Source organism: Kribbella sp. NPDC005582, from assembly GCF_040605415.1.
GTDB lineage: Bacteria > Actinomycetota > Actinomycetes > Propionibacteriales > Kribbellaceae > Kribbella.
On sequence record NZ_JBEXCU010000003.1, the window covers coordinates 929,387 to 952,597 of the forward strand.

General features: G+C 67.9%; 21 protein-coding genes. 9 read left to right on the plus strand and 12 right to left on the minus strand.

What is annotated here, in order from left to right:
* Positions 1-25: 25 nt before the first annotated feature.
* Positions 26-802 (minus strand): class III extradiol ring-cleavage dioxygenase, encoded by a 777-nt coding sequence (locus tag ABZS29_RS21990; RefSeq protein WP_355464128.1) that lies wholly within the window; start codon positions 800-802, stop codon positions 26-28.
* A gap of 56 nt (positions 803-858) precedes the next feature.
* Here ABZS29_RS21990 and ABZS29_RS21995 point away from each other — a divergent pair, with 56 nt between their 5' ends.
* Positions 859-1,725 carry an LLM class flavin-dependent oxidoreductase gene (locus tag ABZS29_RS21995; RefSeq protein ID WP_355464129.1) on the plus strand — a complete coding sequence of 289 codons (867 nt, stop codon included), beginning with the start codon at positions 859-861 and terminating at the stop codon, positions 1,723-1,725.
* A gap of 96 nt (positions 1,726-1,821) precedes the next feature.
* Here ABZS29_RS21995 and ABZS29_RS22000 read toward each other — a convergent pair whose 3' ends face one another.
* Positions 1,822-2,025 (minus strand): cold-shock protein, encoded by a 204-nt coding sequence (locus tag ABZS29_RS22000; RefSeq protein ID WP_012921273.1) that lies wholly within the window; start codon positions 2,023-2,025, stop codon positions 1,822-1,824.
* Positions 2,026-2,486: 461 nt separating this feature from the next.
* On the opposite strand from ABZS29_RS22000, the gene ABZS29_RS22005 reads away from it, so the two are divergent.
* Positions 2,487-2,759 (plus strand): protealysin inhibitor emfourin, encoded by a 273-nt coding sequence (locus ABZS29_RS22005; protein ID WP_355464130.1) that lies wholly within the window; start codon positions 2,487-2,489, stop codon positions 2,757-2,759.
* On the opposite strand, the gene ABZS29_RS22010 is transcribed toward ABZS29_RS22005, so the two are convergent.
* Positions 2,760-4,343 carry a beta-N-acetylhexosaminidase gene (locus ABZS29_RS22010; protein WP_355464131.1) on the minus strand — a complete coding sequence of 528 codons (1,584 nt, stop codon included), beginning with the start codon at positions 4,341-4,343 and terminating at the stop codon, positions 2,760-2,762.
* A 207-nt stretch (positions 4,344-4,550) separates the two neighbouring features.
* Between ABZS29_RS22010 and ABZS29_RS22015 the strand changes: the two genes are divergently transcribed.
* The gene (locus tag ABZS29_RS22015; RefSeq protein WP_355464132.1) at positions 4,551-4,967 is read left to right on the plus strand and encodes a VOC family protein; all 417 of its coding nucleotides are present in this window, start codon (positions 4,551-4,553) and stop codon (positions 4,965-4,967) included.
* A gap of 55 nt (positions 4,968-5,022) precedes the next feature.
* Here the strand turns inward: ABZS29_RS22015 and ABZS29_RS22020 are convergent, their stop codons facing one another.
* Positions 5,023-5,865 (minus strand): DinB family protein, encoded by an 843-nt coding sequence (locus tag ABZS29_RS22020; RefSeq protein ID WP_355464133.1) that lies wholly within the window; start codon positions 5,863-5,865, stop codon positions 5,023-5,025.
* A gap of 61 nt (positions 5,866-5,926) precedes the next feature.
* Between ABZS29_RS22020 and ABZS29_RS22025 the strand changes: the two genes are divergently transcribed.
* Positions 5,927-6,868, plus strand: a complete 942-nt coding sequence (locus tag ABZS29_RS22025; RefSeq protein ID WP_355464134.1) for a WYL domain-containing protein — start codon at positions 5,927-5,929, stop codon at positions 6,866-6,868.
* Between the two features lie 12 nt (positions 6,869-6,880).
* On the opposite strand, the gene hrpA is transcribed toward ABZS29_RS22025, so the two are convergent.
* Both hrpA and ABZS29_RS22035 read right to left on the minus strand, forming a co-directional pair.
* Positions 6,881-10,798 (minus strand): ATP-dependent RNA helicase HrpA, encoded by a 3,918-nt coding sequence (hrpA, locus tag ABZS29_RS22030; RefSeq protein ID WP_355464135.1) that lies wholly within the window; start codon positions 10,796-10,798, stop codon positions 6,881-6,883.
* A 337-nt stretch (positions 10,799-11,135) separates the two neighbouring features.
* Positions 11,136-11,738: a helix-turn-helix domain-containing protein gene (locus ABZS29_RS22035; protein WP_355464136.1), complete on the minus strand. Its 603-nt coding sequence runs from the start codon at positions 11,736-11,738 to the stop codon at positions 11,136-11,138.
* 76 nt (positions 11,739-11,814) lie between these two features.
* On the opposite strand from ABZS29_RS22035, the gene ABZS29_RS22040 reads away from it, so the two are divergent.
* A complete protein-coding gene (locus ABZS29_RS22040; protein ID WP_355464137.1) occupies positions 11,815-12,528 on the plus strand; it encodes an SDR family NAD(P)-dependent oxidoreductase in 714 nt (237 codons plus the stop codon).
* Positions 12,529-12,576: 48 nt separating this feature from the next.
* Here the strand turns inward: ABZS29_RS22040 and ABZS29_RS22045 are convergent, their stop codons facing one another.
* Genes ABZS29_RS22045 through ABZS29_RS22060 form a run of 4 tightly spaced genes read right to left on the minus strand, consistent with a single transcriptional unit; the run spans position 12,577 to position 16,078 of the window.
* Positions 12,577-12,984: a universal stress protein gene (locus ABZS29_RS22045; RefSeq protein WP_355464138.1), complete on the minus strand. Its 408-nt coding sequence runs from the start codon at positions 12,982-12,984 to the stop codon at positions 12,577-12,579.
* Positions 12,985-12,993: 9 nt separating this feature from the next.
* A complete protein-coding gene (locus ABZS29_RS22050; protein ID WP_355464139.1) occupies positions 12,994-14,547 on the minus strand; it encodes a tripartite tricarboxylate transporter permease in 1,554 nt (517 codons plus the stop codon).
* A 5-nt stretch (positions 14,548-14,552) separates the two neighbouring features.
* Positions 14,553-15,053, minus strand: a complete 501-nt coding sequence (locus ABZS29_RS22055; protein ID WP_355464140.1) for a tripartite tricarboxylate transporter TctB family protein — start codon at positions 15,051-15,053, stop codon at positions 14,553-14,555.
* The gene (locus ABZS29_RS22060) at positions 15,050-16,078 is read right to left on the minus strand and encodes a tripartite tricarboxylate transporter substrate binding protein (RefSeq protein ID WP_355464141.1); all 1,029 of its coding nucleotides are present in this window, start codon (positions 16,076-16,078) and stop codon (positions 15,050-15,052) included. The genes ABZS29_RS22055 and ABZS29_RS22060 overlap by 4 nt, the downstream gene beginning before the upstream one ends.
* A gap of 130 nt (positions 16,079-16,208) precedes the next feature.
* On the opposite strand from ABZS29_RS22060, the gene ABZS29_RS22065 reads away from it, so the two are divergent.
* From ABZS29_RS22065 to ABZS29_RS22080, 4 genes are all read left to right on the plus strand, one after another.
* Positions 16,209-16,979 (plus strand): IclR family transcriptional regulator, encoded by a 771-nt coding sequence (locus ABZS29_RS22065; protein WP_355464142.1) that lies wholly within the window; start codon positions 16,209-16,211, stop codon positions 16,977-16,979.
* The gene (locus ABZS29_RS22070) at positions 16,969-18,195 is read left to right on the plus strand and encodes a CoA transferase (protein ID WP_355464143.1); all 1,227 of its coding nucleotides are present in this window, start codon (positions 16,969-16,971) and stop codon (positions 18,193-18,195) included. Before ABZS29_RS22065 ends, ABZS29_RS22070 begins: the two co-directional genes overlap by 11 nt.
* On the plus strand, positions 18,192-18,986 hold the full coding sequence (locus ABZS29_RS22075) for a citryl-CoA lyase (RefSeq protein WP_355464144.1): 795 nt from the start codon (positions 18,192-18,194) through the stop codon (positions 18,984-18,986). The genes ABZS29_RS22070 and ABZS29_RS22075 overlap by 4 nt, the downstream gene beginning before the upstream one ends.
* A 178-nt stretch (positions 18,987-19,164) precedes the next feature.
* The gene (locus tag ABZS29_RS22080; RefSeq protein ID WP_355464145.1) at positions 19,165-20,739 is read left to right on the plus strand and encodes an alpha/beta hydrolase; all 1,575 of its coding nucleotides are present in this window, start codon (positions 19,165-19,167) and stop codon (positions 20,737-20,739) included.
* Here the strand turns inward: ABZS29_RS22080 and ABZS29_RS22085 are convergent, their stop codons facing one another.
* Both ABZS29_RS22085 and ABZS29_RS22090 read right to left on the minus strand, forming a co-directional pair.
* Complete coding sequence (locus ABZS29_RS22085) at positions 20,740-22,293, minus strand: AMP-binding protein (RefSeq protein ID WP_355464146.1); 1,554 nt, start codon at positions 22,291-22,293, stop codon at positions 20,740-20,742.
* Entirely contained in the window at positions 22,290-23,180 is an 891-nt protein-coding gene (locus ABZS29_RS22090) for an SDR family NAD(P)-dependent oxidoreductase (RefSeq protein WP_355464147.1), read from the minus strand. Before ABZS29_RS22090 ends, ABZS29_RS22085 begins: the two co-directional genes overlap by 4 nt.
* Positions 23,181-23,211 lie beyond the last annotated feature (31 nt).

A 23,211-nucleotide genomic window follows, 5' to 3' on the forward strand; every position in this document is an offset into this window, starting at 1 on the left:
CTAGGCAAGATCGTACTTCTTTTCCCTAGCCGATCTGCCAGGAACGCTTGGACAAGCCGTACCAGAAGCCGTCGATGACGGAGTTGGCGGTGGACAGCTCGTGGGCGGCGGCGCCGAGGGTGACGAAGAGCGGGGCGAAGTGCTCGGTGCGCGGGTGGGCGATGGTGGCGGCGGGGGCCTTGTGGAGGAAGTCGATGAGGGAGTCGACGTCCTGGGACTGCAAGGCGCGGCGGGTCCAGTCGTCGAACTCGATCGACCAGTTCGGGGCGGGGGCGTCGGTGCCGGCGGGGAAGTTGATCTCGCGCAGGTTGTGCGTGGTGAAGCCGCTGCCGATGATCAAGACGCCTTGGTCGCGCAGGGGCGCGAGCTTCTCGCCGATGCGGAAGAGCTCGGTCGGATCGAGGGTCGGCATCGACACCTGCAGCACCGGGATGTCGGCGTCGGGGTACATCTCCTTCAGCGGGACGTAGGCGCCGTGGTCGAGACCGCGGGTCGGGTCGTCGTAGACCGGCGTACCGGGGGAGTGCAGGAGCTTGCGGACCTGGTCGGCGAGCTGCGGGGCGCCGGGAGCGGCGTACTGGACCTGGTAGTAGCGCTCCGGGAAGCCGCCGAAGTCGTAGAGCAGCGGCACGGTCTCGGTGGCCGCGAGGGTGAGCGGGGCGGCCTCCCAATGGGCGGAGACGATCAGGATCGCGGTCGGGCGCTCGAGTCCGGCCGCGACGCCGGCCAGCTCGGCGGTCCAGCGGCGGTCGTCGGCGAGCGGGGGAGCGCCGTGGCTCAGGTACAGCACCGGGGTAGTCATGTCAGAGATCAATGTAGTTGAGCGTTCATCTATTCCCGGCTCGGTAGGGTGCGAGCATGCGATTCGGGATCACGATCCTGCCGGAGTACCGGTGGAAGGAAGCAGAGCGGCGCTGGCGAGGCGCCGAGGAGCTCGGCTTCGACCATGCTTGGACCTACGACCACCTGACCTGGGGCGGCCTCCAGGACTCACCCTGGTACGGGACGACGCCCACGCTGACCGCGGCGGCACTGGCGACGTCCACGATCAAGCTCGGCACCTTCGTCACCTCGCCGAACTTCCGGCACCCGCTCGCCCTGACCCGCGAGATCCTGGCCGTCGACGACATCTCCGACGGCCGTTTCCTCTGCGGCATCGGCGCCGGCGGCGGTATCGACACCACCATCCAGGGCGGCTCGGAGCTCTCCCCGCGGCAGAAGGTCGACCGGCTCACCGAGTTCGTCGAGCTGCTGGACACCCTGCTCACCACGGACGGCGTCGACTACAAGGGCGAGTACTTCGAGGTCCGCAACGGCCGCACTCTCCCCGGCTGCGTCCAGCAGCCGCGCGTCCCATTCGTGATGGCCGCCAACGGCCCGCGCTCGCTCCGCCTGGCCGCCCGGTACGGCGCCGGCTGGGTCACCACCGGCGGTCGCGCCGACGATCTCGACAGCTGGTTCGCCACGGTCACGGACCTCACGCACCGCCTGGACGACGTTTTGGCCGCAGCGGGGGAGCAGCGCCCGTTCGACCGCTATCTCTCGATCGACAACGGCGCCTATGCCTTGTCCAGCGTCGCAGCCTTCGAGGACATCGTCGGCCGCGCCGCCGCCCTCGGATTCACCGACGTCATCACCCACTGGCCGCGCGCCGAAGGCGTTTACGCCGGCAGCGAAGACGTGCTCGAACAGGTCGCGGCCGAGGTCATTCCCCGATTCCGCTGACGCCTTTGCGGCAATCGCCGGACCCGGAACGAGGAAAGGGCCACACATCCGAAGATGTGTGGCCCTGACTCAGTTCAGAAGAGCTTGATCCGAAGATCAGATCGGGCGGATGTTCTCCGCCTGAAGGCCCTTCTGGCCCTGGGTGATCTCGAACTCGACGCGCTGGTTCTCGTCCAGCGAGCGGAAGCCCGAGGTCTGGATGGCCGAGTAGTGCGCGAACACGTCCGCGCCACCGTCATCCGGGGTGATGAAGCCGAAGCCCTTGTCAGCGTTGAACCACTTGACAGTACCGACAGCCATTGTTGTCTATCTCCTTGATGGCTTGTAACAAGACGCGATCCACACCTCATGAACCGCGTGTCGCCGAAAGGCCCCAGACGACGAAACCGGCCGTACAGCACAGCGAAAGTCAGTGGGAGTCCAAAACTGCAACGCGACAACTGTAGCCGATCTGGAGCCGCGGGGAAGGGGTGATCGAGAACACGTGTCGCTGATTGTCGCCGGGTGCCACGCTCCGTGTTCACGCGGATTCACCCGCCGGATCCCTGCCGTGAGCCGCTCGGAACACCCCGAATCCCGCGCCGACCTGCTGATTCGTCGTCCGGAGCATGGTGGAGACGATGGCAACGTGAGACAAAGTGCCCTGTACGCCGGGTAATGGGCGCGCGTTGATGATCGAATTTCTCGGCGTGTCGCGCGACTCTGGACATTCGTTGCACGGCACGCAATCGTGGTGCCCCGACCGCCCCGAGGAGCAGCTGTTGATCGTCACCGTGACCCGCAGTGGAGGGTTCGCCGGGCTCGTCGCCCAGGGCGAGCTCGACACGAGCGCCCAGCCCGACGCAGAGCGGCTGGAGGCGGCCCTCCAGGCGCTCGAGAGCGCCGAGCTCGGCACCGGCCGTCCGCAGCCGGACAGGTACGTCTACCGGCTGGAGGTGCGCGCGACCCCGGACGGGGACGCGACGCACCACACGATCGCCGAGCAGGACCTGGACGAGTCCACCGCCTGGCTGCTCGACCGCGTCCTCAGCTGACTAGCGCCAGGCGATCTCCGGCGCTCGGTAGAAGTTCACGCTCAGCACGTCCCAGCGCGAGCCCTGCCCCGCCAACCGGTCCTGGTACGTCGTCCAGTCGAGCGCCGAAGCGGATGACCATCCGAGCTCGGCGATACCCGGCAGCCGCGGAAACGCCATGAACTCGACCTTGTCGAGGTTGTCCAGCGTCTCCGACCACAGCGGCGCCTCGACGCCCGCGACAGCGCTCGCCGGCAGGTTCGGGATCAGCGTGGTCGGGTTCCAGTTGTACGAGTCCTTGACGCTCACCAGCCCCGCCCAGTCCTGCCCGTACGGCGTGCTGTCGTCGTACTTCATGTCGAGGTAGGCGCGGTTGGCCGGCGACATGACCACCTGCGCGCCCTGGGCGGCCGCCTTCCGGGCGAGCTCACGGGAGCGGTCGTCGTCAGTGCCCCAGTACTGCGCGATGCTCCCGGCCGGCAGCGTGGTGTCGGCGATCTCCTGCCAGCCCATCACCCGCTTGCCGTGCTTGGTGACCAGCGCAGTGGCCTTGTTCACAAAAGTCACGTAGTCCTGGTGCGGCGTCGAGTGCGCCTCGTCGCCGCCCAGGTGCAGAATGTCGCCCGGCGCTTGTGCGCCGACCTCGCGGAACACGTCGTCGAGGAACGAGTAGGTGAGCTCCTTGCCGACACACAGGGAGCTGAAGCCCACGTCGGTGCCCGTGTAGAGCGGCGGGGCGATCCCGTCGCAGTTCAGGTCGGCGTACGACGCGAGTGCGGCGTTCGTGTGCCCGGGGGTGTCGATCTCCGGGATCACGGTGAGATAGCGCTCTGCGGCGTACTTCACGATCTCCGCGAAGTCGGCCTTCGTGTAGTGGCCGCCCGGCGTACCGTCGACCTCCAGGCTGCCGCCGTACGTCGTCAGTCGCGGCCAGCTGTCGACCTGGACTCGCCAGCCCTGGTCGTCGGCCAGGTGCAGATGCAGCTTGTTGAGCTTGTAGAGCGACGCGAGATCGATGTACCGCTTGACCTCGGCCACCGAGAAGAAGTGCCGGGAGACGTCGAGCATGGTGCCGCGGTAGGCGAAGCGAGGGGAGTCGGAGATCTCGGTACCGGCGATCTTCCAGGGACCGGCCTGGCGGGTCGACGCTTCCACCTTGGCCGGCAGCAGCTGCCGCAGGGTGGTGACGCCGCGGAACAGTCCCTCCGGCGTCGCCGCCGTGATAGTGACGGCCGCGTGGTCGACGCGAAGCTGGTAGCCCTCCGCGCCGAGCGAGCTCGGGCCATTGGTCGAGAGGCGGATCGTGCCAACAGCCGGTACGACGGGGATCGGATAGCCGGTGGTACGCCGCAGCTGAGCGGACAGCCGCTCGGCGACGCCGTACGCGGCCTTGCGGGCCTTCGAGCTGGTGACGACGCCGATGGTCGTCCACGACCGCAGCGTGAACGTCTCACCGGAGAGCGCTCGTTGGGAGACGGGCTTCGGGATCAGCGCGGGTGCCGCGGCCGGCTGTGCTGCGGCCGGTACGGCGAAGAGCGGCGCTGTCAGGAGGGCGGCGGTCAGGAGACCGGTCAAAGGACGACGGGGGCGGAGTAGTCGCTTCATGACCGAAAGTGTTCGGGCAGGCGCTCTCCCCGTCAAGACGATGCACGTCGCCGCTGCCAGCTCCCTGACCGGTCAAGCAGGCGTGTCGAAAGGTGCGAACTGTCCCATCGACCTGTCATCGTAGGCGGCCGGGCCTTCCGACCAGAGAGGCCCGTAGGTCCTGTTCCGACAGGAGCAGGCAGTCGAAGTGACGAAGCTGGAGGACAGATGACGCAGGTGGCAGAGCAGCCGGGCAGTACTGCCGGGCGGCTCGGCTCGGTGGTTCTGGATTGCCCGGATCCGCTGGAGCTCGCCCGGTTCTACTCGGCGCTGCTGGGGCTGGACATCGACGAGAACGGTGACGACGACTGGCGGAGCCTGACCGGCCCCGGCTCGTCGCTCGGGTTCACGACGCTGGCCTTCCGGCGCTCGGAGGAGTACTTGCCGGCCACGTGGCCCGGCACCGATGCGCAGGATCTCCACCTCGACCTCATCGTCGAGGACCTTTCCAGTGGCCATGCGACCGTGGTCGCCCTCGGAGCGGAGCCGCTGGACCCGCTCGACCCACCTCCGGCCGACAATGCGCGCGGCTGGCGGATCTACGCCGATCCGGCCGGACACCCGTTCCGGATCTGCCTGGAGTAGCAGTTCGCTGATGACACCTCGCCCGTCCCGGCCTGTGGCGCCGGGGCGGGCTTCTTCATGCTTCGAGGTAGGCAACAACATCCGCCTGCTTGAACCACTTCGCCCACCCCAGTACGTCGGCGTTGAAGCGCGGATCCGTGATCGACAGATCGGCTCCCCGCTCGACCAGGAACCGCACTGTGTCGAGGGAACCGTTCCCCGCGGCCAGGTGCGCCGCCGTGAACCCGTCGGTCGTCTTTTCGTTGAGTCCGAAGCCCAGTTCGGCGAGCTGCGGAATGACGTCCCACCGCTGCGCCGCCGCAGCCTCCGCGACCAAGCCCGGACGCTCAGCCGCCGTCACCTCTCCAGCAAGAGCCGCGGTGAACGGGTCCTCCGGGTGCAGCCCGCGATAGAAGTCGCGAACCGTCCCAACCTCCGCGCCATGGTGGATCAGCTCGTCGAGGATGTGCAGGGCGAAGTCCATCCCATTGTGCTCGGCGTACTGGCCGGCGATCGCGCCCATCGGCCGGTCCAGGTCCTCCGTGCTCAGCGCCGCCAGCCTCCGCCGCCAGACGTCGTACGAGTGATCGAGGCCCGTCAACGCCTCGGCCGCCGACGCCGGTACCGGCGGCTGACCGTCCGCGGCATCCACCTCGTGCCCGAACCACGTCGCCGTCCGATCCTCCTGAAGGATGTCGACGATATGGCTGATGCGCCACGCCAGCGTCGTGAACGGTGCCGGCTCCGGCGGGATCGGCGTCGACTCCATCGCAGGCCCGTCGTCGGTCTTGCGCACACTCCAGCAACCGTCGAACGGCTCCCAGAAGTACTCCTCGTCCGTCAGTCCCTGCACCCGCGCCCGCAGCCGCCCCCACGCGAAGTCGGACAGATCCAGCAAGTTCTCCAAGGTCGTGGTCATGACGTCACCGTAGGACGACCTGCGGACAGGATCGGTCCGCAGGTTCAGGCAAACTGGAGAAATGGATACCGCGACGAGGTTGCTCCGGCTGCTGTCGCTGCTCCAGTCGCGTCCGCAGTGGGACGGCGCCGAGCTGGCGTCCAGGCTGGACATCACGCCCCGGACAGTACGGCGTGATGTCACGCGACTGCGCTCACTCGGCTACCCGATCGACGCCGAAGCCGGCATCGGCGGCGGCTACCGCCTCGGCCCCGGCGGGCGTCTGCCACCGCTCCTCCTCGAAGATGAAGAAGCAGTCGCAGTCGCCATCGGCCTCCGCGCCGCCACGATGACCACCGTCTCCGGCGTCGAAGAAGCAGCCGTCTCCGCCCTGACCAAGCTGAACCAGGTCCTCCCGGCCCGCCTCCGCGAACAGGTCGGCGCGATCAGCGCCCAAGTAGCCCAACTACCCCAAGGCGAGCTCCCCACCATCGACGCCGACATCCTGACCACCCTCGCCGCCGCCTGCCGAGACATAGAAGGCGTCCGCTTCTCCTACCGCACCCACGACGGCACCGACTCCACCCGCAGCGTCGAACCCCTCCGCATAGTCCACACCGGCCGCCGCTGGTACCTCGTAGCCCGAGACCGCGACCGCGACGCCTGGCGCACCTTCCGCGTAGACCGCATCACCCACCTCCAACGAACCGGCATCCGCTACCAACACACCAACCCACCCGACCCCCTCGACTTAGTAGCCGAAGGCACCGGCATAGCCCCCTGGAACCTGGTAGCCCGAATCCGAGTCCAGATAGACGCCGAAACAGCCCGCATCCACCTCCCGCCCCGAGAAGTGATCGTCGACCCCATCGACACCACCACCTGCGAACTCCGCTTCGCCGCCAACGACCTGGCCCCCCTCCTCTTCCAAACCACCCGCATCCCCTGGCCCTTCGAAATCCTCCACCCCCCAGAACTCCGAACCGCCGTCCACGCTCTAGCCCACCGCCTCCTCAACAGCTAGCCGCGCGTCTGGTCAGGCCGTGGAGAGGGCTTTGCGGATCCGCTTCTCCGACACCGGGTACGGCGTACCGATCGTCTGGGCGAAGAGGCTGATGCGGAGCTCCTCCAGCATCCAGCGGACTTCGAGAAGCTCGGGGGACGGATACTTCCCGGTCGGGATGGCCCGCAGTCGGTTCTGGTACTCCTCGGTGAGCGTCTGCACGATCGCCATGCCGGACCGATCGCGCATGGCATTCGCGCCGATCTTGTCGAGGCGCTGTTCCATCCCGCGCAGATAGCGGATCAAGTCCGGCAGTCGAGCGGCACCCGTTCGGGTGATGAAGCCCGGATTGATCAGCGCCTCCAGCTGACCGCGGACATCCGACAACGCCGCCAGCAACGCCGGACTGGACGCACGCGAGATCGCCTTGTCCACCGTCCGCGCATGCCCGAGCACCTGCTCCACCTGCCGCAGAATCGCGACCACCGTGTCCGCAAGCTCCGACCGTACGGCGTCCCGCAGCACCGAGAACGCGGTCAGATTCCAAGCCGGTCCGTTAGCGCCGGCCATCAGCTGATCAACAGCAGCCGCGATCGCATCGTCGAGCAACTCACCAACATTGCGGTGCGGCCCAGCCAGCAACGTGAGCTTCTGCGCACTCGTCAACTGACGCTGTACGACGTCAATCACCGAAGGCATCGTGAGCAGCAACAGCCGTCGCGTACCGTTCCACATCGCCGCGGCCTGGTCGCGTTCGGTTTCCTGCAACCGGATCGCGACCGTCTTCCCCTCGTCGACCAGCGCCGGATACCCGGCCACCGTCAACCCGTTGCGATGCTCGGAGAACGTCCGCGGCAGATCACCGAACGTCCAGTCGGTCAGCCCAGACCGCTCCAGCCCACTGACCGCCTTTGCCGCGACCTTCGAGATCGCAGCCGTCGTCTTCGGCTTCAGCCGCTCCTTCAGCTTGGCGAGATCCTTGCCCTCGGCCACCGTCTTGCCCTGGTCGTCGACCACCCGGAACGTCATCCGCAGGTGCTCCGGCACCCGGCTCCAGTCCCAGTCGCTCTCGTCGATGACGACCTCGCGCAGGTTCCGCAGCTCGTGCGCCATCGCCGTGGTGAGCGGCCCGGACGAGGGATCCAGATACGGCAGGATCTGCCGCGCGTGATCCGGCGCCGGCACGATGTTTCGCCTGATGGCCTTGGGCAACGATTTGATCAGTGTCGTCACCAGTTCCTCGCGGAACCCGGGCACGCTCCACTCGAAGCCCTCCGCCGTCACCTGGTTCAGCACCAGCAACGGCAGATGCACGGTCACGCCGTCAGCATCCGTACCGGGCTCGAAGGCATAGGTGAGATCGAAGGTCATCCCGTTCTGCGTCCAGTGCAGCGGGAACTCCTCCTCCTTCACCTCCGCACCCTCGCGGACGACGAGCGACCGCTCGAAGTCGAGCAGGTCGGGGTCGCGCTGCCGAGCCGTCTTCCACCAGGTGTCGAAGTGCCGGCCGGTCACGACCTCCGGGCCGATTCGCTCGTCGTAGAAGGCGAACAGCGTCTCGTCGTCGACCAGCAGGTCGCGGCGCCGGGTGCGCTCCTCGAGCTCCTCGACTTCCTCGATCAGCTTGCGGTTCTCGTGGAAGAACTTGTGATGGGTGTCCCAGTCGCCCTCGACCAGCGCGTGCCGGATGAACAGTTCCCGGGACGCCTCCGGGTCGACCTTGCCGTAGTTGACCTTGCGCCGGGCAACGATCGGTACGCCGTACAGGGTGACCTTCTCGTAGGCCATCACCGCACCGGCCTTGCGTTCCCAGTGCGGTTCCGAATACGACCGTTTGATCAGGTGCGGCGCGAGATCTTCCGCCCACTCGGGCTCGATCTTCGCGTTCACGCGGGCCCACAGTCGCGACGTCTCGACGAGCTCGGCGGCCATCACGAACTGCGGCGGCTTCTTGAACAGTCCCGACCCCGGGAAGATCGCGAAGCGAGTTCCGCGAGCACCGAGGTACTGGTTCTGGTTCGCCGGATCCTTCATTCCGAGATGCGACAGCAGCCCGGACATCAGCGCGATGTGCACGCTCTGCGGATCGGCCGGCTCGCCGCTGTTCAGCGTGACGCCGATCTGCGACGCGACCTGGCGCAGCTGCGCGAAGATGTCCTGCCACTCACGTACACGCAGGTAGTTCAGGTACTCGCCACGGCACATCCGGCGGAACTGGTTGCCCGACAACTCCTTCTGCTGCTTCTTCAGATACGCCCACAGATTGAGGTATCCGAGGAAGTCGCTGTTCGGATCGCGGAACCGCGCATGCGCCTGCTGAGCCTGGGCCTGCGCCTCGGTCGGCCGCTCCCGCGGGTCCTGGATCGACAGCGCCGCGGCGATCACCATCACCTCACGGACACACGCGTGCTTGTCCGCCTCGACGATCATCCGCGCCAGCCGCGGGTCGAGCGGGATCTGCGCGAGCTGCCGCCCGACCGGGGTCAGCCGCCGATGCCGCTCACCGCTCTTGGCCGGCTCGATCGCGCCGAGCTCGGTGAGCAGCTGCAGGCCGTCGGTGATGCTGCGCTTGTCCGGCTCGTCGATGAACGGGAACGCCGCGATGTCGCCCAGCCCGATCGCAGTCATCTGCAGGATGACCGAGGCGAGGTTCGTGCGCAGGATCTCCGGATCGGTGAACTCGTCCCGGCTCTCGAAGTGCTCCTCGGAGTACAAGCGGATGCAGATACCGTCGCTGGTCCGGCCGCAACGGCCCTTGCGCTGGTTCGCGCTGGCCTGCGAGACCGCCTCGATCGGCAGGTGCTGCACCTTGGTCCGATGGCTGTACCGCGAGATCCGCGCCGTACCGGGGTCGATCACGTATTTGATGCCGGGCACGGTCAACGAGGTCTCGGCGACGTTGGTCGCCAGGACGATCCGCCGATTGCCGCTGGTCTGGAAGACCCGGTGCTGCTCGGCGTTCGACAGTCGCGCATACAACGGCAGCACCTCGACCGCGCCCGGCCGGCCGCGCTGCGCGGCGTACTTGTCGTTCAGTGCGTCCGCGGTGTCCCGGATCTCCCGCTCACCACTCAGAAACACCAGTACGTCGCCCGGCGCCTCGTACTCGAGTTCGTCGACGGCATCCAGAATCGCCTGCGTCTGGTCGCGATCGATCGTGCTCGGGTCGTCGGGATCGTTGATCGGCCGGTACCGCACCTCGACCGGATACGTCCGGCCGGACACCTCGACGATCGGCGCCGGCGTGCCCTTGCTGTCCGCGAAGTGCTCGGCGAACCGCTCCGGGTCGATCGTCGCTGAGGTGATGATCACCTTCAGATCGGGTCGCCGGGGGAGCAGCTGCTTCAGGTAGCCGAGGATGAAGTCGATGTTGAGGCTGCGCTCGTGCGCCTCGTCGATGATGAGCGTGTCGTACCGGCTCAGGTCGCGGTCGCGCTGCAGCTCGTTCAGCAGGATGCCGTCGGTCATCAGCTTCACCAGCGAGCGTTCACTCACCTTGTCGGTGAACCGCACCGCGAAGCCGATCGTCTCGCCGAGCTCGGTGTCGAGCTCCGACGCGATCCGCTCCGCCACCGTGCGCGCGGCCAGCCGCCGCGGCTGCGTGTGCCCGATCATGCCGCGGATCCCGCGACCGAGCTCGAGGCAAATCTTCGGCAGCTGCGTCGTCTTCCCCGACCCGGTCTCACCGGCGACGATGACAACCTGGTGCGCCTGGATCGCCGCCGCGATCTCGTCCTTCAGCTGGCTGACCGGCAACTCTTCCGGATACGTGATCTCCGGTACGGCGTTCCGCCGGAACTCGACCCGCCGTTCGGCCTGCTCGATCGCGCCGAGCACACCCTGCAGCGCATCGGCCCGCTTCACCGCGTCCTGCGTGCCGCGAACCCGCTCCAGCCGCCGCCCAAGCTGCTCCCGGTCGTACGCCGTCAACTCGTTCAGCCGAGCGACCACCTCGCCGAGGTTGATCTCAGCAACCGCCGCTTCGCCACGCGCCGCATCCCCGTCGCGCCGCGCGCCGCCCTTCCCACCGGACCGACGCCTGCGCCGCGGCCGAGGCTCGGCATCACCAGCCTGTGCGCGATCGCCGGGCGCGCGTCCGCCCGCTGGGCGATCACCTGCGCCGCCATCACGTGGCGTGCGCCCGCCGCCGGCAGGACCGGGGGTAGGCGTGGCGGAGTCCTGGGAGGGACCGGGGACTGGGGGAGGACTCGACAACTCGGTCCGGGCATCTGGCATGGCGTGACCAAGTTTAGGCGGCCCGGTCCAGCCGCTCACGTGGTTTACCCGATCAGCAGCCGCGATAGATGTCCGCGAGCTCCTCGCGCGACAACGGCGGCACCGGCAGCGGATGCGCCGCCGACGCCCGCAACCCGTCCAGAATCAACGCCAGGTGTCGCCGCCAGACCGCCGTACCGGTCTTGGCGGTGGCTTCGATCGTGCGCGTGATCGACCACGTCACGAACGCCATGTCTTCCAGCGTGAAGTCCGCCCGCAGTACGCCGCCCTCCCGCGCCCGCGCCACGATCCGGCTCATCAAGTCGTACCCGCGCGCCAGCTCCTCGGACGTCGGTACGCCGCGCGCCGCCAGCTCGTTGTACCCACGATCGGCCGCCTGCAGCTGACTCACCTGCTCGACGAAGTACACGAACCCGTCCCACGGATCCTCGAGGCCGAGCGCATGCTCGCCGAGTCGCGCGACCGTGTCCACGCTGTCGGCGAACGCCGCGCGAACAAGGTCGTTGCGAGTGGGGAAGCGGTTGTAGAGCGTGCCGATGCTCACGCCGGCCCGCTTGGCGACCGCATCCAGCGCGACATCCAGCCCGCGCTCGGCGAACACCTCCCGAGCCGCTGCCACCAGCCGCTCCCGATTGAGCTCCGCATCCCTTCGCACAGCCTCACCCTAGCAAAGTTGACGCTGTCCTCAACTTATGCCTAACTTGAGAGCACTCTCAACTTAGGAGCAGTTCATGCGCAAAGTCATCGCCGTCCTCGGCGCCGGCCCGGGCCTCGGCCTGTCGATCGCCCACCGCTTCGGCCGCGAAGGATTCGCCGTCGCCCTCGTCTCCCGAACCAGCGCCCGGCACTCGGCGTACCTGAAGGAGTTGCAAGGAGCTGAAGCGCGCGCCTACGCCGCCGATGTCCGCGACCCAGAAGCCCTGCGCGAAGTCCTCGCCACGATCACCAATGACCTAGGCCCGATCGACACCGTCTACTTCGGCCCGGTGACCGCCGACGGCGGGGGACCGATCCCGATCACCGATGCCCCCGCGGCCACGATCACCGCAGCCTTCGAGACGCTCGTCCACCCGGCCGTCGACCTCGTCAACGCCGTCCTCCCGGACATGCTCGCCCGCGACACCGGCACGATCCTGATCCCCGGCGGACTCAGCGGCAAATACCCGATCCCCATGCTCGGCGCACTGGCTCCCGCCTCCGCCGCCCTCCGCATGTACGTGCTCACCTTGAACGCGGCCCTGAAAGACAGGAACGTCTACGCCGCCACCCTCACCATCGGCGGCCTCATCCAAGGTGGCGACATCCACACCACCGCCACCCAGACCTATCCCGACGTACCTCTCCCGACCCTCAACCCCACCGACATCGCCGACGCAGCCTGGACCCTGTACGTCGACCGCGCCGTCCCCGAAGCCGAGTTCAGCGCGATCCCCCTTCCCGCCTGACAGTCAGCGTTCGAGTTTCCAGCGCTGGCAGGGCCGGCACCGACCCGGTCAGTCGTCGTGGGCCGACGGTGCCTTCACCGCGAGGACCGGGACCGGGGACTCGAGCAGCACGCGCTGGGCGGTGCTGCCGAGGATGAGTTTGCCGACGGGGGAGCGGCGGCGCAGGCCGAGGACGATCAGGCCGACGTCTTCCGCGGCGGCGGCCTTCAGGAGCTCGCCGGCGACGTCGCCGTTGGAGAGCGCCTGCTGGATGGTCACCTCGACGCCGTGGCCGCGGAGTTTGGCCGCGGCCGCCTCGAGCTCGGCCTCGTTGGCGTAGCGGGCGTCGATGTAGGCGTCGCCGCGGCTGGTGTTCAGCAGCAGGACCGAGGCGCCGCGGAGGGCCGCCTCGCTCCCGGCCGCCGCCAGCGCGGCCTCACCCTCGGGCGTTGGCACGTAACCGACCAGGATCTTCACAGGGCCACCCTAGTCGTCCTCGCCGAAAGTGAGCCGTTGGTGCGCGGGCTGGGTGCCACGCAGGCGCGCGACGATCCGCGGCAGGTACGGCACGAACAGGGCGAGCACGGTCAGCACGATGATGATCAGGCTCAGCGGCCGGGTGAAGAACACGCTGCCGTCGCCGTTGGAGATGACGAGTGCGCGGCGGAACTGCTCTTCCATCGTCGGCCCCAGGATGACGCCGAGGATGACCGGTGCGATCGGGAAGTCGAGTTTGCGCATGAAGAAGCCGACCACGCCGATCAGCAGCGCCATCAGGACCTCGTAGCCCGACCCCGACAGCGAGTACACGCCGAGACACGCGAAGACCAGGATCCCGGCGTACAGGAGTGGGCGCGGGACCTTCAGCACCTGGACCCAGATCGCGATCAGCGGCAGGTTCATGATCAGCAGGATCAGGTTGCCGATGTACAGCGAGGCGATCAGCGTCCAGACCAGCGTGCTGTTCTTCTCGAACAGCTGAGGGCCGGGCTGCACGTTGAAGATCTGGAACGCCGCGAGCATCACCGCGGCGGTCGCGGAGGTCGGGAGCCCGAGCGTGAGCAGCGGCACCAGGACGCCGGAGAACGACGCGTTGTTCGCGGCCTCCGGACCGGCGACACCCTCGATCGCGCCGTTGCCGAACTCGTCACGCCCCTTCTTACGGGCCTGCCGACGCTCGATCGAGTACGACAGGAACGTCGGTACTTCGGCGCCGCCGGACGGGATCGCGCCGAACGGGAAGCCGAGCGCGGTGCCGCGCAACCACGGCGCCCACGACCGCTTCCAGTCCGACTTGGTCAGGTACCCGGTCCGCAACCGCCCCTTCTCCAGTACGGCGGGCCGATCCGGCGTCGACCGCAGTTTCGATGCCACATGCAACGTCTCGCCGATCGCGAACAGACCGACGATCACGATCACCACGTCGATCCCGTCGAGCAGCCGCAGCGAACCGAACGTGTACCGCGGTGCGCCGGACAGACTGTCGAGACCGATCAGCCCGAGGAACAGCCCGACCGTCAGTGAGAGCAGTCCCCGGACCATGGAGTGACCGACGAGCGCGGTCACCGCGACCATCGCGAGCAGTGTCACGGCGAAGTAGTCGGTGGCCTGAAAGTGACTGGCCAGGTTGCCGATCGGCTTGGCGACGAAGGTCAGCAGCACGGTCGAGATCGTGCCGGCCACGAACGAACCGATCGCCGCCGTCGCCAGTGCCGCGCGAGCACGACCCTTGAGCGCCATCTTGTGGCCCTCGATCGCGGTCGCGACCGAGGCCGACTCGCCGGGCGTGTTGATCAGGATCGACGTGGTCGAGCCGCCGTACATGGCGCCGTAGTAGATCCCGGCGAACATGATGAACGCGCCGATCGGGTCGGAGAAGTTGAAGGTGATCGGCAGCAAGAGCGCGATCGTGAGCGCCGGGCCGATGCCGGGCAGGATGCCGACGAGCATGCCGAGGGTGACGCCGAGGACGGCCCACAGCAGGTTCATCGGGTCGAGGACGGTACCGAATCCGTGCAGCAGGTCGCTGGCGGTGCTCATGGCGATCACAGGCCCAGCACCCCTTCCGGCAACGAGATGTCCAGGAACTGCGTGAACGCGACATACACCGCAACCGTCAGTACGACGGCCACGACCGCATCACGCACGAGTTGCCGGCTACCCAGTACCCGGGCCGCCGCGAAGAACAGCAGCGCCGTCGCGATGACGTAGCCCAGCGGGACCACCAGTAGCGCGTAAAGCACGAGCAACGCCGACACCGCTACCGGCTCGAACCAGCTGCGATCGCCGGTGGTCTCGGCCTTCGGCGATCGCAGTCCCTCGATCAGATAGCCGATCGAGAAGACCAGCCAAGCCGTTGTCACCAGCAACGGAAAGAACCGCGGCCCGGCTGGATCGAAACCCTTCGGACTGCGGATGTCGAAGACGCCCACCAGGAACGTCGCGCTCAGGACGATCAGCACGATCGCCGCGATGATCCGGACCAGCCGGGACGCCTCGACCTCGACGTCGGTCGCCCGGACCTCTGCTGCTTCCACGTCACTCATACGATCCCCAGCTCCTTCAGCAGCGCCTGCACCCGGGTCGTCTCGTCCGCGATGAACTTGCTCGCGTCGTCACCGGTCTTGAAGAACTCGGTCCAGCCCTGCTTCTTCCTGATCTCGGCCCACTCCGGCGAGCTGTTCACCTTGGTCACGAACTCGACCAGCCGCTGCCGGTCGGCGTCCGGGATCCCGGGCGGTGCCACGATCGCCCGCCAGTTCTGCACCTCGGCGTCGTACCCCTCGGACTTCATCGTCGGCAGCTGCTTGCCGCCGACTGTGACCGGCTCGGCGCCGGTGGTCGCGAGCACGCGCATCTTGCCGGCGGTGATCTGCTCCTCGAACTCGCTCATCCCGGAGATGCCGACGGTGACGTCACCGGACAGGATCGCGGCCGTAGCCTCGCCGCCGCCGGAATAGCTGATGTATTTCACCTTCGACGGATCCAGGCCGGCCGCCTTCACCAGCGTGCCCGCCGTGATGTGGTCGGTGCCGCCGATCGTGCCGCCGCCCCAGCTGACCTTCGCCGGGTCGGACTTGTAGAGGTCGACCAGGTCCTTGAGGGTCTTCAGCGGTGAGTCGGCCTTGACCACGATCACCTCCTGCTCGGCGGTGAGCGTTGCGATCGGGGTGGTGTCGGAGACCTTGATCTGGGACTGGTTCAGGGTCAGGGCGCCGACCATCACCAGCCCGGTGATCATCAGGGTGTGCGGGTCCTTGCGGTTCTTGGTGACCAGCTTCGAGATTCCGACCGCGCCACCGGCGCCGGTCACGTTCACCACCGAGACCGAGCGGTCGGCCAGCAGCTTGTCCTCCTGGATCACGTGCTGGAACTGCCGTGCGGTCAGGTCCCAGCCGCCGCCAGGCGCCGCGGGCACCATGATCTCGACGTTGCGGCTGGGGAAGTCACCGGCGACGCTGCCGCCGTCCAGTGTCTTGCTCAGCGCGGAACAACCACTGAGCAGCAGGCTGACGGTCAGACCCGCGGCGACCAGCGCCGTCCTGGGTCGGGCCGTTCTGAGGCGGGCCATGGGATGCCTCCGGGGGACGAGAGGGGCCAGTTGCCGAAAACGTAGCAGCATTCCACCAGGGGGTACAGAGGTTCCGTTGTGCGGTACGACGGAGTTATCGTCGGAGGGACGTCTTGGAGAGGGGAACTCGATGGCCGACGGTGACGGGGTCCGCAGTGTGCACCGTGCGCTGGACCTGCTGGAACGCTTCGATGACGAGCACCCTAGCTGGACGCTGGCGGCGCTCACCACGGCCAGCGGGTTGCCCAAGACAACAGTTCTGCGACTGGTGACCACGCTCGAACAGCGCGGTCTGGTCGCGGCGATCGGGCCCGGCAAGTACGCGATCGGTCCCGGTTTCCTGCGCTGGTCGCGGTTGAGCAGCGCGACGATGGAGATTCCTCCGGCCGTCCGCGCCGCGATGGGCAGGTTGGCCGCCGACACCGGGGAGACGGCCAACCTGTACATCCGCGTCGGCCGCACCCGGGTCTGTCTCGCCCAAGCCCAGGGCACGTTGAGCATCCGGCACGCGATCGCGGTCGGTTCGTCGATGCCGCTGTGGAGTGGCGCCGCCTCGAAGGTCCTGCTCACCGATCCGCCGGTGCTGTCGGCCGATCCGTCCGTGATCGAAGAGATCGCCCTGGAGGCCCCGCGCCCACCCGGCTTCGCCAAACGCCTCCGCGCGGCCGCGGTCGATGCCGACGCCCGTGGCTTCGCGATCAGCCACGGAGAGCGCGAACTCGGCGCCTCCGGCGTCGCCGCCCCGATCCGCCGCCCCGACGGCCGGGTAGTAGCCGCCATCGCCATCGGCGGCCCCACCACCCGCTTCAGCGACGACCGCCTGCCTGCCTACATCAACGCCGTACGGCGGTGCGCCGCGACCATCAACACCACCAACTGGAGCGGCTTCAGTGCGAGCTGAAGCCGGAGGGCTGACCGCCGATCTGTTGGCGGGGGTGCGGGTGCTTGATCTCACCAACGTGTTAGCGGGGCCGTTCGCGGGTTACCAGCTGGGGTTGATGGGTGCGGACGTGATCAAGGTGGAGGTGCCGGGCACGGGAGACCTGGCACGCAACCTCGGGGGAGACCCCGAGCTCTCCGCCGCCGGCCTCGGCATCTCGTTCCTCGCGCAGAACGCGGGCAAGCGCTCGCTCACCCTGAACCTGAAGAACCCAGCCGGCCGCGAGGTCTTCGAGCGCCTGGTCCGCGAGGCCGACGTCCTGCTCGAGAACTTCCGCCCCGGCGTGCTCGCCCGGCTCGGCTTCCCGGCCGAAACCCTGCACGAACTGAACCCCGGTCTCGTGTACTGCGCCGTCTCCGGCTTCGGCCAAACCGGTCCGATGCGCGGGCGACCGGCGTACGACCAGATCATCCAAGGCCTGTCCGGCATCATGAGCGTCACGGGAACGCCGGAGAGCGCTCCGACACGGACCGGCTTCCCGATCGCCGACACCCTCGGCGGGTACGCCGCCGCCTTCGCGATCTCGGCCGCCCTGGTGAAGCGCTCCCGCACCGGGATCGGTAGCTTCCTCGACGTCTCGATGCTGGAGACCGCCGTCGCCGCCATGGGCTGGGTCGTCTCCGACTACCTGATCGGCGGCCGCACGCCACGGGCCATGGGCAACGAAAACGCCACCTCGGCACCCTCCGGCACCTTCCGCACCGCCGACGGCGCCCTCAACATCGCCGCCAACAAACAAGAGCAGTACGTCGAACTCTGCCGCGCACTGGACCGCCCCGACCTCCTGACCGACCCCCGCTTCGCCACCCGCGAATCCCGCAAACTCCACCGCACCGAGTTGAAAGCCGAACTCGAGAAGACCCTCGAACAATCCTCCGCCGCCCACTGGGACAACCTCCTCGCCACCACCGGCGTACCAGTAGCTCCGGTCCTCACCGTCGAGGAAGCCCTGGCTTTGGACCAACTGGCCGACCGCCACCTGATCCACGACCTCCCCATGCCCGACGCCCGCGACCGCCCCCTGAGAGTCCTGGGCAGCAGCGTCCACGTCAACGGTCACCCCGTAGGCCCAGCAACCCGCCCACCCCGCCTAGGCGAACACACCCAAGAAGTCCTCACGACCCTCGGCTACACCGAAGCCGAAAGAGAAGCACTAGCCGCGGAGAACACCATATGAATTCTGCTTCTGAAGCCGGCATGACGGCTGCGGCGGACTGGTGGGCGACCGGAATCTCCGACATCGCCCCCGGCAGCATCCGCTTCCACGGGTATGCGATCGAGGAACTGATCGGCGCGGTCACCTTCCCGCAGATGATCTGGCTGATGGTTCGCGGCGACCTCCCGTCACCCGGCCAGGCGCGCCTGCTGGAGCAGACTCTCGTGGCAGCGGTCGACCACGGTCCCCAAGCCCCGTCGATCGCCGCCGCCCGGATGGCGGTCTCCTGCGGTCTGCCGCTCAACAATGCGATCGCAACCGGCGTCAACCTGCTCGGCGACGTCCACGGCGGCGCCGGCCAGCAATGCCTCGAACTCCTGTACGACCTGGTCGCGACCGAGCAGGACCCCCAAGCCCTGGTTGCCGACTACAAAGCGCGCAAGGCCTACGTCCCCGGCTTCGGCCACCGCTTCCATCCACGCGACCCCCGCCGCGACCCGCTCATCACCGCAGCCCAGCAAGCAGTTGCCGACGGCACCATTTCCGGTACCTATCTGAAGAGCTCTCTCGCCCTGGAGTCCGCCCTCGCCCCGATCCCGATGAACGTCGACGGCGCCACCGCCACCATCTACGCCGAACTCGGATTCGCACCCCCACTGGCCCGCGGCCTCTTCGTCCTGTCCCGCTCGGTCGGCCTATTAGCCCACGCCCACGAACAGTCCCAGGACCCCACCCGCATCAAAGGCCCGCTCCCCAAATCCATCCTCCCCACCTACACCGGCCCCCGTCCGCGCCCCCTCCCCAGTAGCTAACGGATGCCCGCAAGCCATTCGGTCTAGACTGAAACCATTCTAACGATCACATTCCGCCGCCGCTGCCGTTCGCCCCCATCCCCGCGGAAAGCTTTGAGCGATATGGAAACGCTGTCCTGCCGACTTTCTCGCGGATAGCTTGCGGAGGTCCCTTCCGCTAGCTAGGAGGCCTTCCCCGATGCGTTTCCGCTGGGCGCTTGCCGCCGCCGCATCCCTCGCACTCACCGCCCCCGCTGCCCCGGCGTTCGCCGCTCCGGCAGTCGCGACTTCAGTCCCCGCATCCACCGCCTCGCTCGTGTTCGGCGCCTGCCCGACCGACATCGCGCAATCCTTTCCCGCACTGACCTGCGCCACCCTGCCAGTGCCCGTGGACTACAGCCGTCCGTTCGGCGCCCGTATCTCCCTGCTGGTTACCAAGCACGCAGCCAAGGACCCGGCCAAGCGGCTGGGTTCCCTGGTCCTCAACCCCGGCGGCCCGGGTGGTGGCGGTGCCGCTTACGCCGGCACCCTGACCAAGCCGGACTCCACCGGCTTCACCCGCCTGGCGCCCGCCGTACTGGACGCGTACGACGTGATCGGCTTCGACCCGCGCGGTGTCGCACATAGCTCCGCCATCAGCTGCACGGAGCCGGACTACTTCGGTCCGCCGCAGCCCGACCCCGACCTGCAGGCCAACCGCGACCAGCTCTGGAAGATCTGGGCCGGGTACGCCGACGGTTGCGCCACCAAAGCCGGCGCGCTGCTGCCGCACCTCGGCACGGAGAACGTCGCCCGCGACCTCGACGGCCTTCGCGCCTCCCTCGGCGACGCGAAACTCAACTACCTGGGCTTCTCCTACGGGACCTACCTCGGCACCGTCTACGGGAAGCTCTACCCGCACAACGTCGGCCGCATGATCATCGACGGCAACATCGACCCGACCCCGGAAGACGTTTGGTACCAGGCTTCCCTGAACCAAGCAGCCGCGATGCAGAAGCGTTTCGACAGCTACCTCGCCTGGATCGCGCAGTACGACAACGTCTTCCACCTGGGCAAGACAACGGCCGAGGTCCGCGCCGGCTGGACCAAGGCGCTGACCGACTTCCGCACCAACCCGCGCGACCAGGTCGGTGGCAGCGAACTGCTCAGCACCGCCTCGGGCATGATGTACTCCGAATCCAACTGGACTCCCTTCGCCCACGCGATCAGCGCGTACGTCGTGAACGGCGACGACGGTCCGCTGACCGACTTCGCGGCCCCGTACCTGGGTGCTGACGCCGAAGAAGGCCTGGCCGCCTTCAACGCGGTGGTCTGTTCCGACTCGGTCTGGCCGCACGACCGGGCAACCTGGGAGCGAGACACCGCCGAGGTGGCCAAGACGTCACAGTTCGCCTGGTACAACGTCTTCACCAGCCCGTGCCACAGCTGGCCGGTCCCAAGCACGAACCGTCCCGACATCACCGGTGACAACCTGCCGGGCATCCTCATGTTCAACACCGTCGGCGACCCGGCGACGCCGTACGAGGGCGCGCTGAGGCTGCATGCCGCGCTGCCGACCTCGGTGCTGGTGACCGAGCGGGACTCGGGCAAGCACTGTGTCTTCGCCAACTCGCGATCCTCCGTCAACCAGGCGGCGAACGCGATCGGCACGAAGTACTTGCTGACCGGTGAACTGCCCAGCGCGGACACCTCGGTCGCCGGCCATCCGCTCCCCGTGCCGACATCCGCGGCGCCGAAGGTCTTCAAGACCACCCGGGCAACCCCAGTGGAGTGATCAGCGCAGCTTGGTCCGGAGGACCTTGCCGGTAGCGTTGCGCGGGAGATCGTCGACCAGGACGATCTCCCGCGGCGTCTTGTAGCGCGCAAGGTTCGCCCGCACATGCTCAATCAGCTCGTCCGGCGTCGCCGCACCCCGCAGTACGACGTACGCGATCAACCGCTGCCCGAAGTCCTCATCCGGTACGCCGACCACCGCAGCCTCCGCAACCGCGGGGTGACTGGCGAGACAGTCCTCGACCTCCGCCGGGTACACGTTCTCCCCGCCGGAGACGATCATGTCGTCCTCGCGCCCGTCGATGAACAGCCGCCCGGCCCGGTCGAGATGCCCCATGTCCCCGGTACTCATCCGCCGCCCGACCACCGTCTTGTTCGAGCCATCGGAGTACCCGCCGAACACCAGCCCACTGCTCACAAAGATCCGTCCGGTTTCACCCACCGGCACCGACTCACCCGACTCGTCCAGGATCCGCACCGAGCTTCCAAGACACGCCCGCCCAACCGTCCCCGGCGCAGCCAGCAAATCCGCCGACGTCGCGATCGTCGCGATCCCCACCTCACTCGACCCGTACGCATCGCACAACACCGGCCCGAACCGCTCGATGAACTGCGCCGCCAACGGCGCACCCAACGCCGAGGCCCCGGACAACACCACCCGCAACGACCGCAGATCGTGCTGACCGTCCACCTCGAGCATCCGCCGCAACATCACCGGTACGGCGACGATCACACCCACGCGGTGAGCGTCCACCCGCCGCAGTGCCTCCGCAGCGTCGAACTTCCGTGCCAGCACCAACGGCGACCCGAGAAACAACGCGAGCATCGACGTCAACAACCCGAGACCATGGAACAGCGGCGGACAGATCATCACCGGCTCTCCGGACCGCAGCCCGCACCGCTGCAACGCACTAGCCGTCAACCCGGCCAGACCCAACGCGGTCGGCACCCGCGGCGCGGCCTTCGGCGTACCGGTCGTCCCGGAGGTGAGGATCGTGATGTGCCCAGGCTTCTCCGGCTTCGGCGCCTCATCCGCCTCCGACGCGACCAGCTCCGACAAGTCAGACAGTACGGCGGGAATCCCAGCCGGTACGGCGAATTCCGCATCATGCACGAGCAGATCCGGCCGATGCCGCTCCAGCACCGCGGCCAACTGCGGGGGAGCGAACTCCGTGTTCACGAACAACACATCGGCGCCGACGCGCGAAGCCGCCAGTGTCGCCTCGAGGAAGCCGCGATGGTTCCGGCACAACACCGCAACCTTGCTCCCGGCAACGATCTTGTGCTCGGCGTGCAGTCCGGCCGCGATCCGCTCGCAGCGCCGGTCCAGTTCCCGGTACGTCGTCGTACCGTCCTCGTCGATCACCGCCGCGCGGTCGGGATACCGCACCGCGGCGACCGCGCCGAGCGCCGCCATCGACTGACCCCAGTGCCGCAACGCGCGCTCGATCCCGAGCACGTGGGCCGGATGCGCAGGCCGCCAGATGCCCGACTTGGCCACGGCCACCGGCATCCCGCCGAGCTCACCGAGATTGCGCACCACCGATCGAATCACTTCGCGCTCCGCGGTTTGCGCGGCCGATCCGATCTCCGGAAGTAGGCCTCGAGCAACCGATCGGTCGGTACCCGCAACAGATTCCCCAGGACGTCGGCCGGCCGGACCATCGGCGGCGTGATGTTGTGCGGCCGCTCGGCGATCGCCGTACAGACCTGGTCCGCGGCCTGCTCCGGACTCAGCCCGGGCATCTTGTTCAGCAGTGGTGTCGGCTCACTCATCCGCGTGTGCACCAGGCCCATATAGACGGTCGACGTGGTGACCCCATCGCCGCGGATCTCCTGCGCGACACAGCGGAGCCAAACATCGAAGGCACTCTTCGAGGCCAAGTACGCCGACCAGCGCGCCATCGGGGGAGTCCGCACCCCGGCGGTCGAGACGTTGACGATGTGACCGGAGCGTCGCGACCGCATCGACGGCAACAGCTCCAGCACCAGCTTGGCCGGCCCGAGGTAGTTGACCGCGTTGGTCCGCTCGATGTCGTGGAACCGCTGGTACGAATCAGCCACCGATCGGCGGATCGACTTCCCGGCATTGTTCACGAGTACGTCGACCTGTCCGTGCTCCTCGAGGATCGTCCGCACCAGCGTCTCGACAGCGGCCGGATCAGCCAGGTTGGTGGGATAGGCGAACGCCTTCCCGCCGTCAGCGCGAATCTCTGCAGCGACAGCCGCCAGCTGATCCGCCGTCCGCGCGACCAGCAGCACCGTCGCGCCGGCTCGCGCCAGCCGGCGTGCGGTCGCTGCACCGATCCCGTACGACGAGCCGGTCACGAGCACGACCCGATCCCGTACGGCGGCCGCGAGCCGGCCGTCCGGAATCCGCGACCGGCCGTTCGTCAGAGCGACGAGCAACGGCCAGCCGGGCGGGCGCTTCGCGGTCACCATGGCAGCGACATTACCCGGAAGTAGCCACCAG

What these genes read in the sequence shown, in the direction of transcription:
- ABZS29_RS21990 (WP_355464128.1), bottom strand. Translation starts at nt 802, where the DNA reads ATGACTACCCCGGTGCTGTACCTGAGCCACGGCGCTCCCCCGCTCGCC.
- ABZS29_RS21995 (WP_355464129.1), top strand. Translation starts at nt 859, where the DNA reads ATGCGATTCGGGATCACGATCCTGCCGGAGTACCGGTGGAAGGAAGCA.
- ABZS29_RS22000 (WP_012921273.1), bottom strand. Translation starts at nt 2,025, where the DNA reads ATGGCTGTCGGTACTGTCAAGTGGTTCAACGCTGACAAGGGCTTCGGC.
- ABZS29_RS22010 (WP_355464131.1), bottom strand. Translation starts at nt 4,343, where the DNA reads ATGAAGCGACTACTCCGCCCCCGTCGTCCTTTGACCGGTCTCCTGACC.
- ABZS29_RS22015 (WP_355464132.1), top strand. Translation starts at nt 4,551, where the DNA reads ATGACGCAGGTGGCAGAGCAGCCGGGCAGTACTGCCGGGCGGCTCGGC.
- ABZS29_RS22020 (WP_355464133.1), bottom strand. Translation starts at nt 5,865, where the DNA reads ATGACCACGACCTTGGAGAACTTGCTGGATCTGTCCGACTTCGCGTGG.
- ABZS29_RS22025 (WP_355464134.1), top strand. Translation starts at nt 5,927, where the DNA reads ATGGATACCGCGACGAGGTTGCTCCGGCTGCTGTCGCTGCTCCAGTCG.
- ABZS29_RS22040 (WP_355464137.1), top strand. Translation starts at nt 11,815, where the DNA reads ATGCGCAAAGTCATCGCCGTCCTCGGCGCCGGCCCGGGCCTCGGCCTG.
- ABZS29_RS22050 (WP_355464139.1), bottom strand. Translation starts at nt 14,547, where the DNA reads ATGAGCACCGCCAGCGACCTGCTGCACGGATTCGGTACCGTCCTCGAC.
- ABZS29_RS22055 (WP_355464140.1), bottom strand. Translation starts at nt 15,053, where the DNA reads ATGAGTGACGTGGAAGCAGCAGAGGTCCGGGCGACCGACGTCGAGGTC.
- ABZS29_RS22060 (WP_355464141.1), bottom strand. Translation starts at nt 16,078, where the DNA reads ATGGCCCGCCTCAGAACGGCCCGACCCAGGACGGCGCTGGTCGCCGCG.
- ABZS29_RS22065 (WP_355464142.1), top strand. Translation starts at nt 16,209, where the DNA reads ATGGCCGACGGTGACGGGGTCCGCAGTGTGCACCGTGCGCTGGACCTG.
- ABZS29_RS22075 (WP_355464144.1), top strand. Translation starts at nt 18,192, where the DNA reads ATGAATTCTGCTTCTGAAGCCGGCATGACGGCTGCGGCGGACTGGTGG.
- ABZS29_RS22080 (WP_355464145.1), top strand. Translation starts at nt 19,165, where the DNA reads ATGCGTTTCCGCTGGGCGCTTGCCGCCGCCGCATCCCTCGCACTCACC.
- ABZS29_RS22090 (WP_355464147.1), bottom strand. Translation starts at nt 23,180, where the DNA reads ATGGTGACCGCGAAGCGCCCGCCCGGCTGGCCGTTGCTCGTCGCTCTG.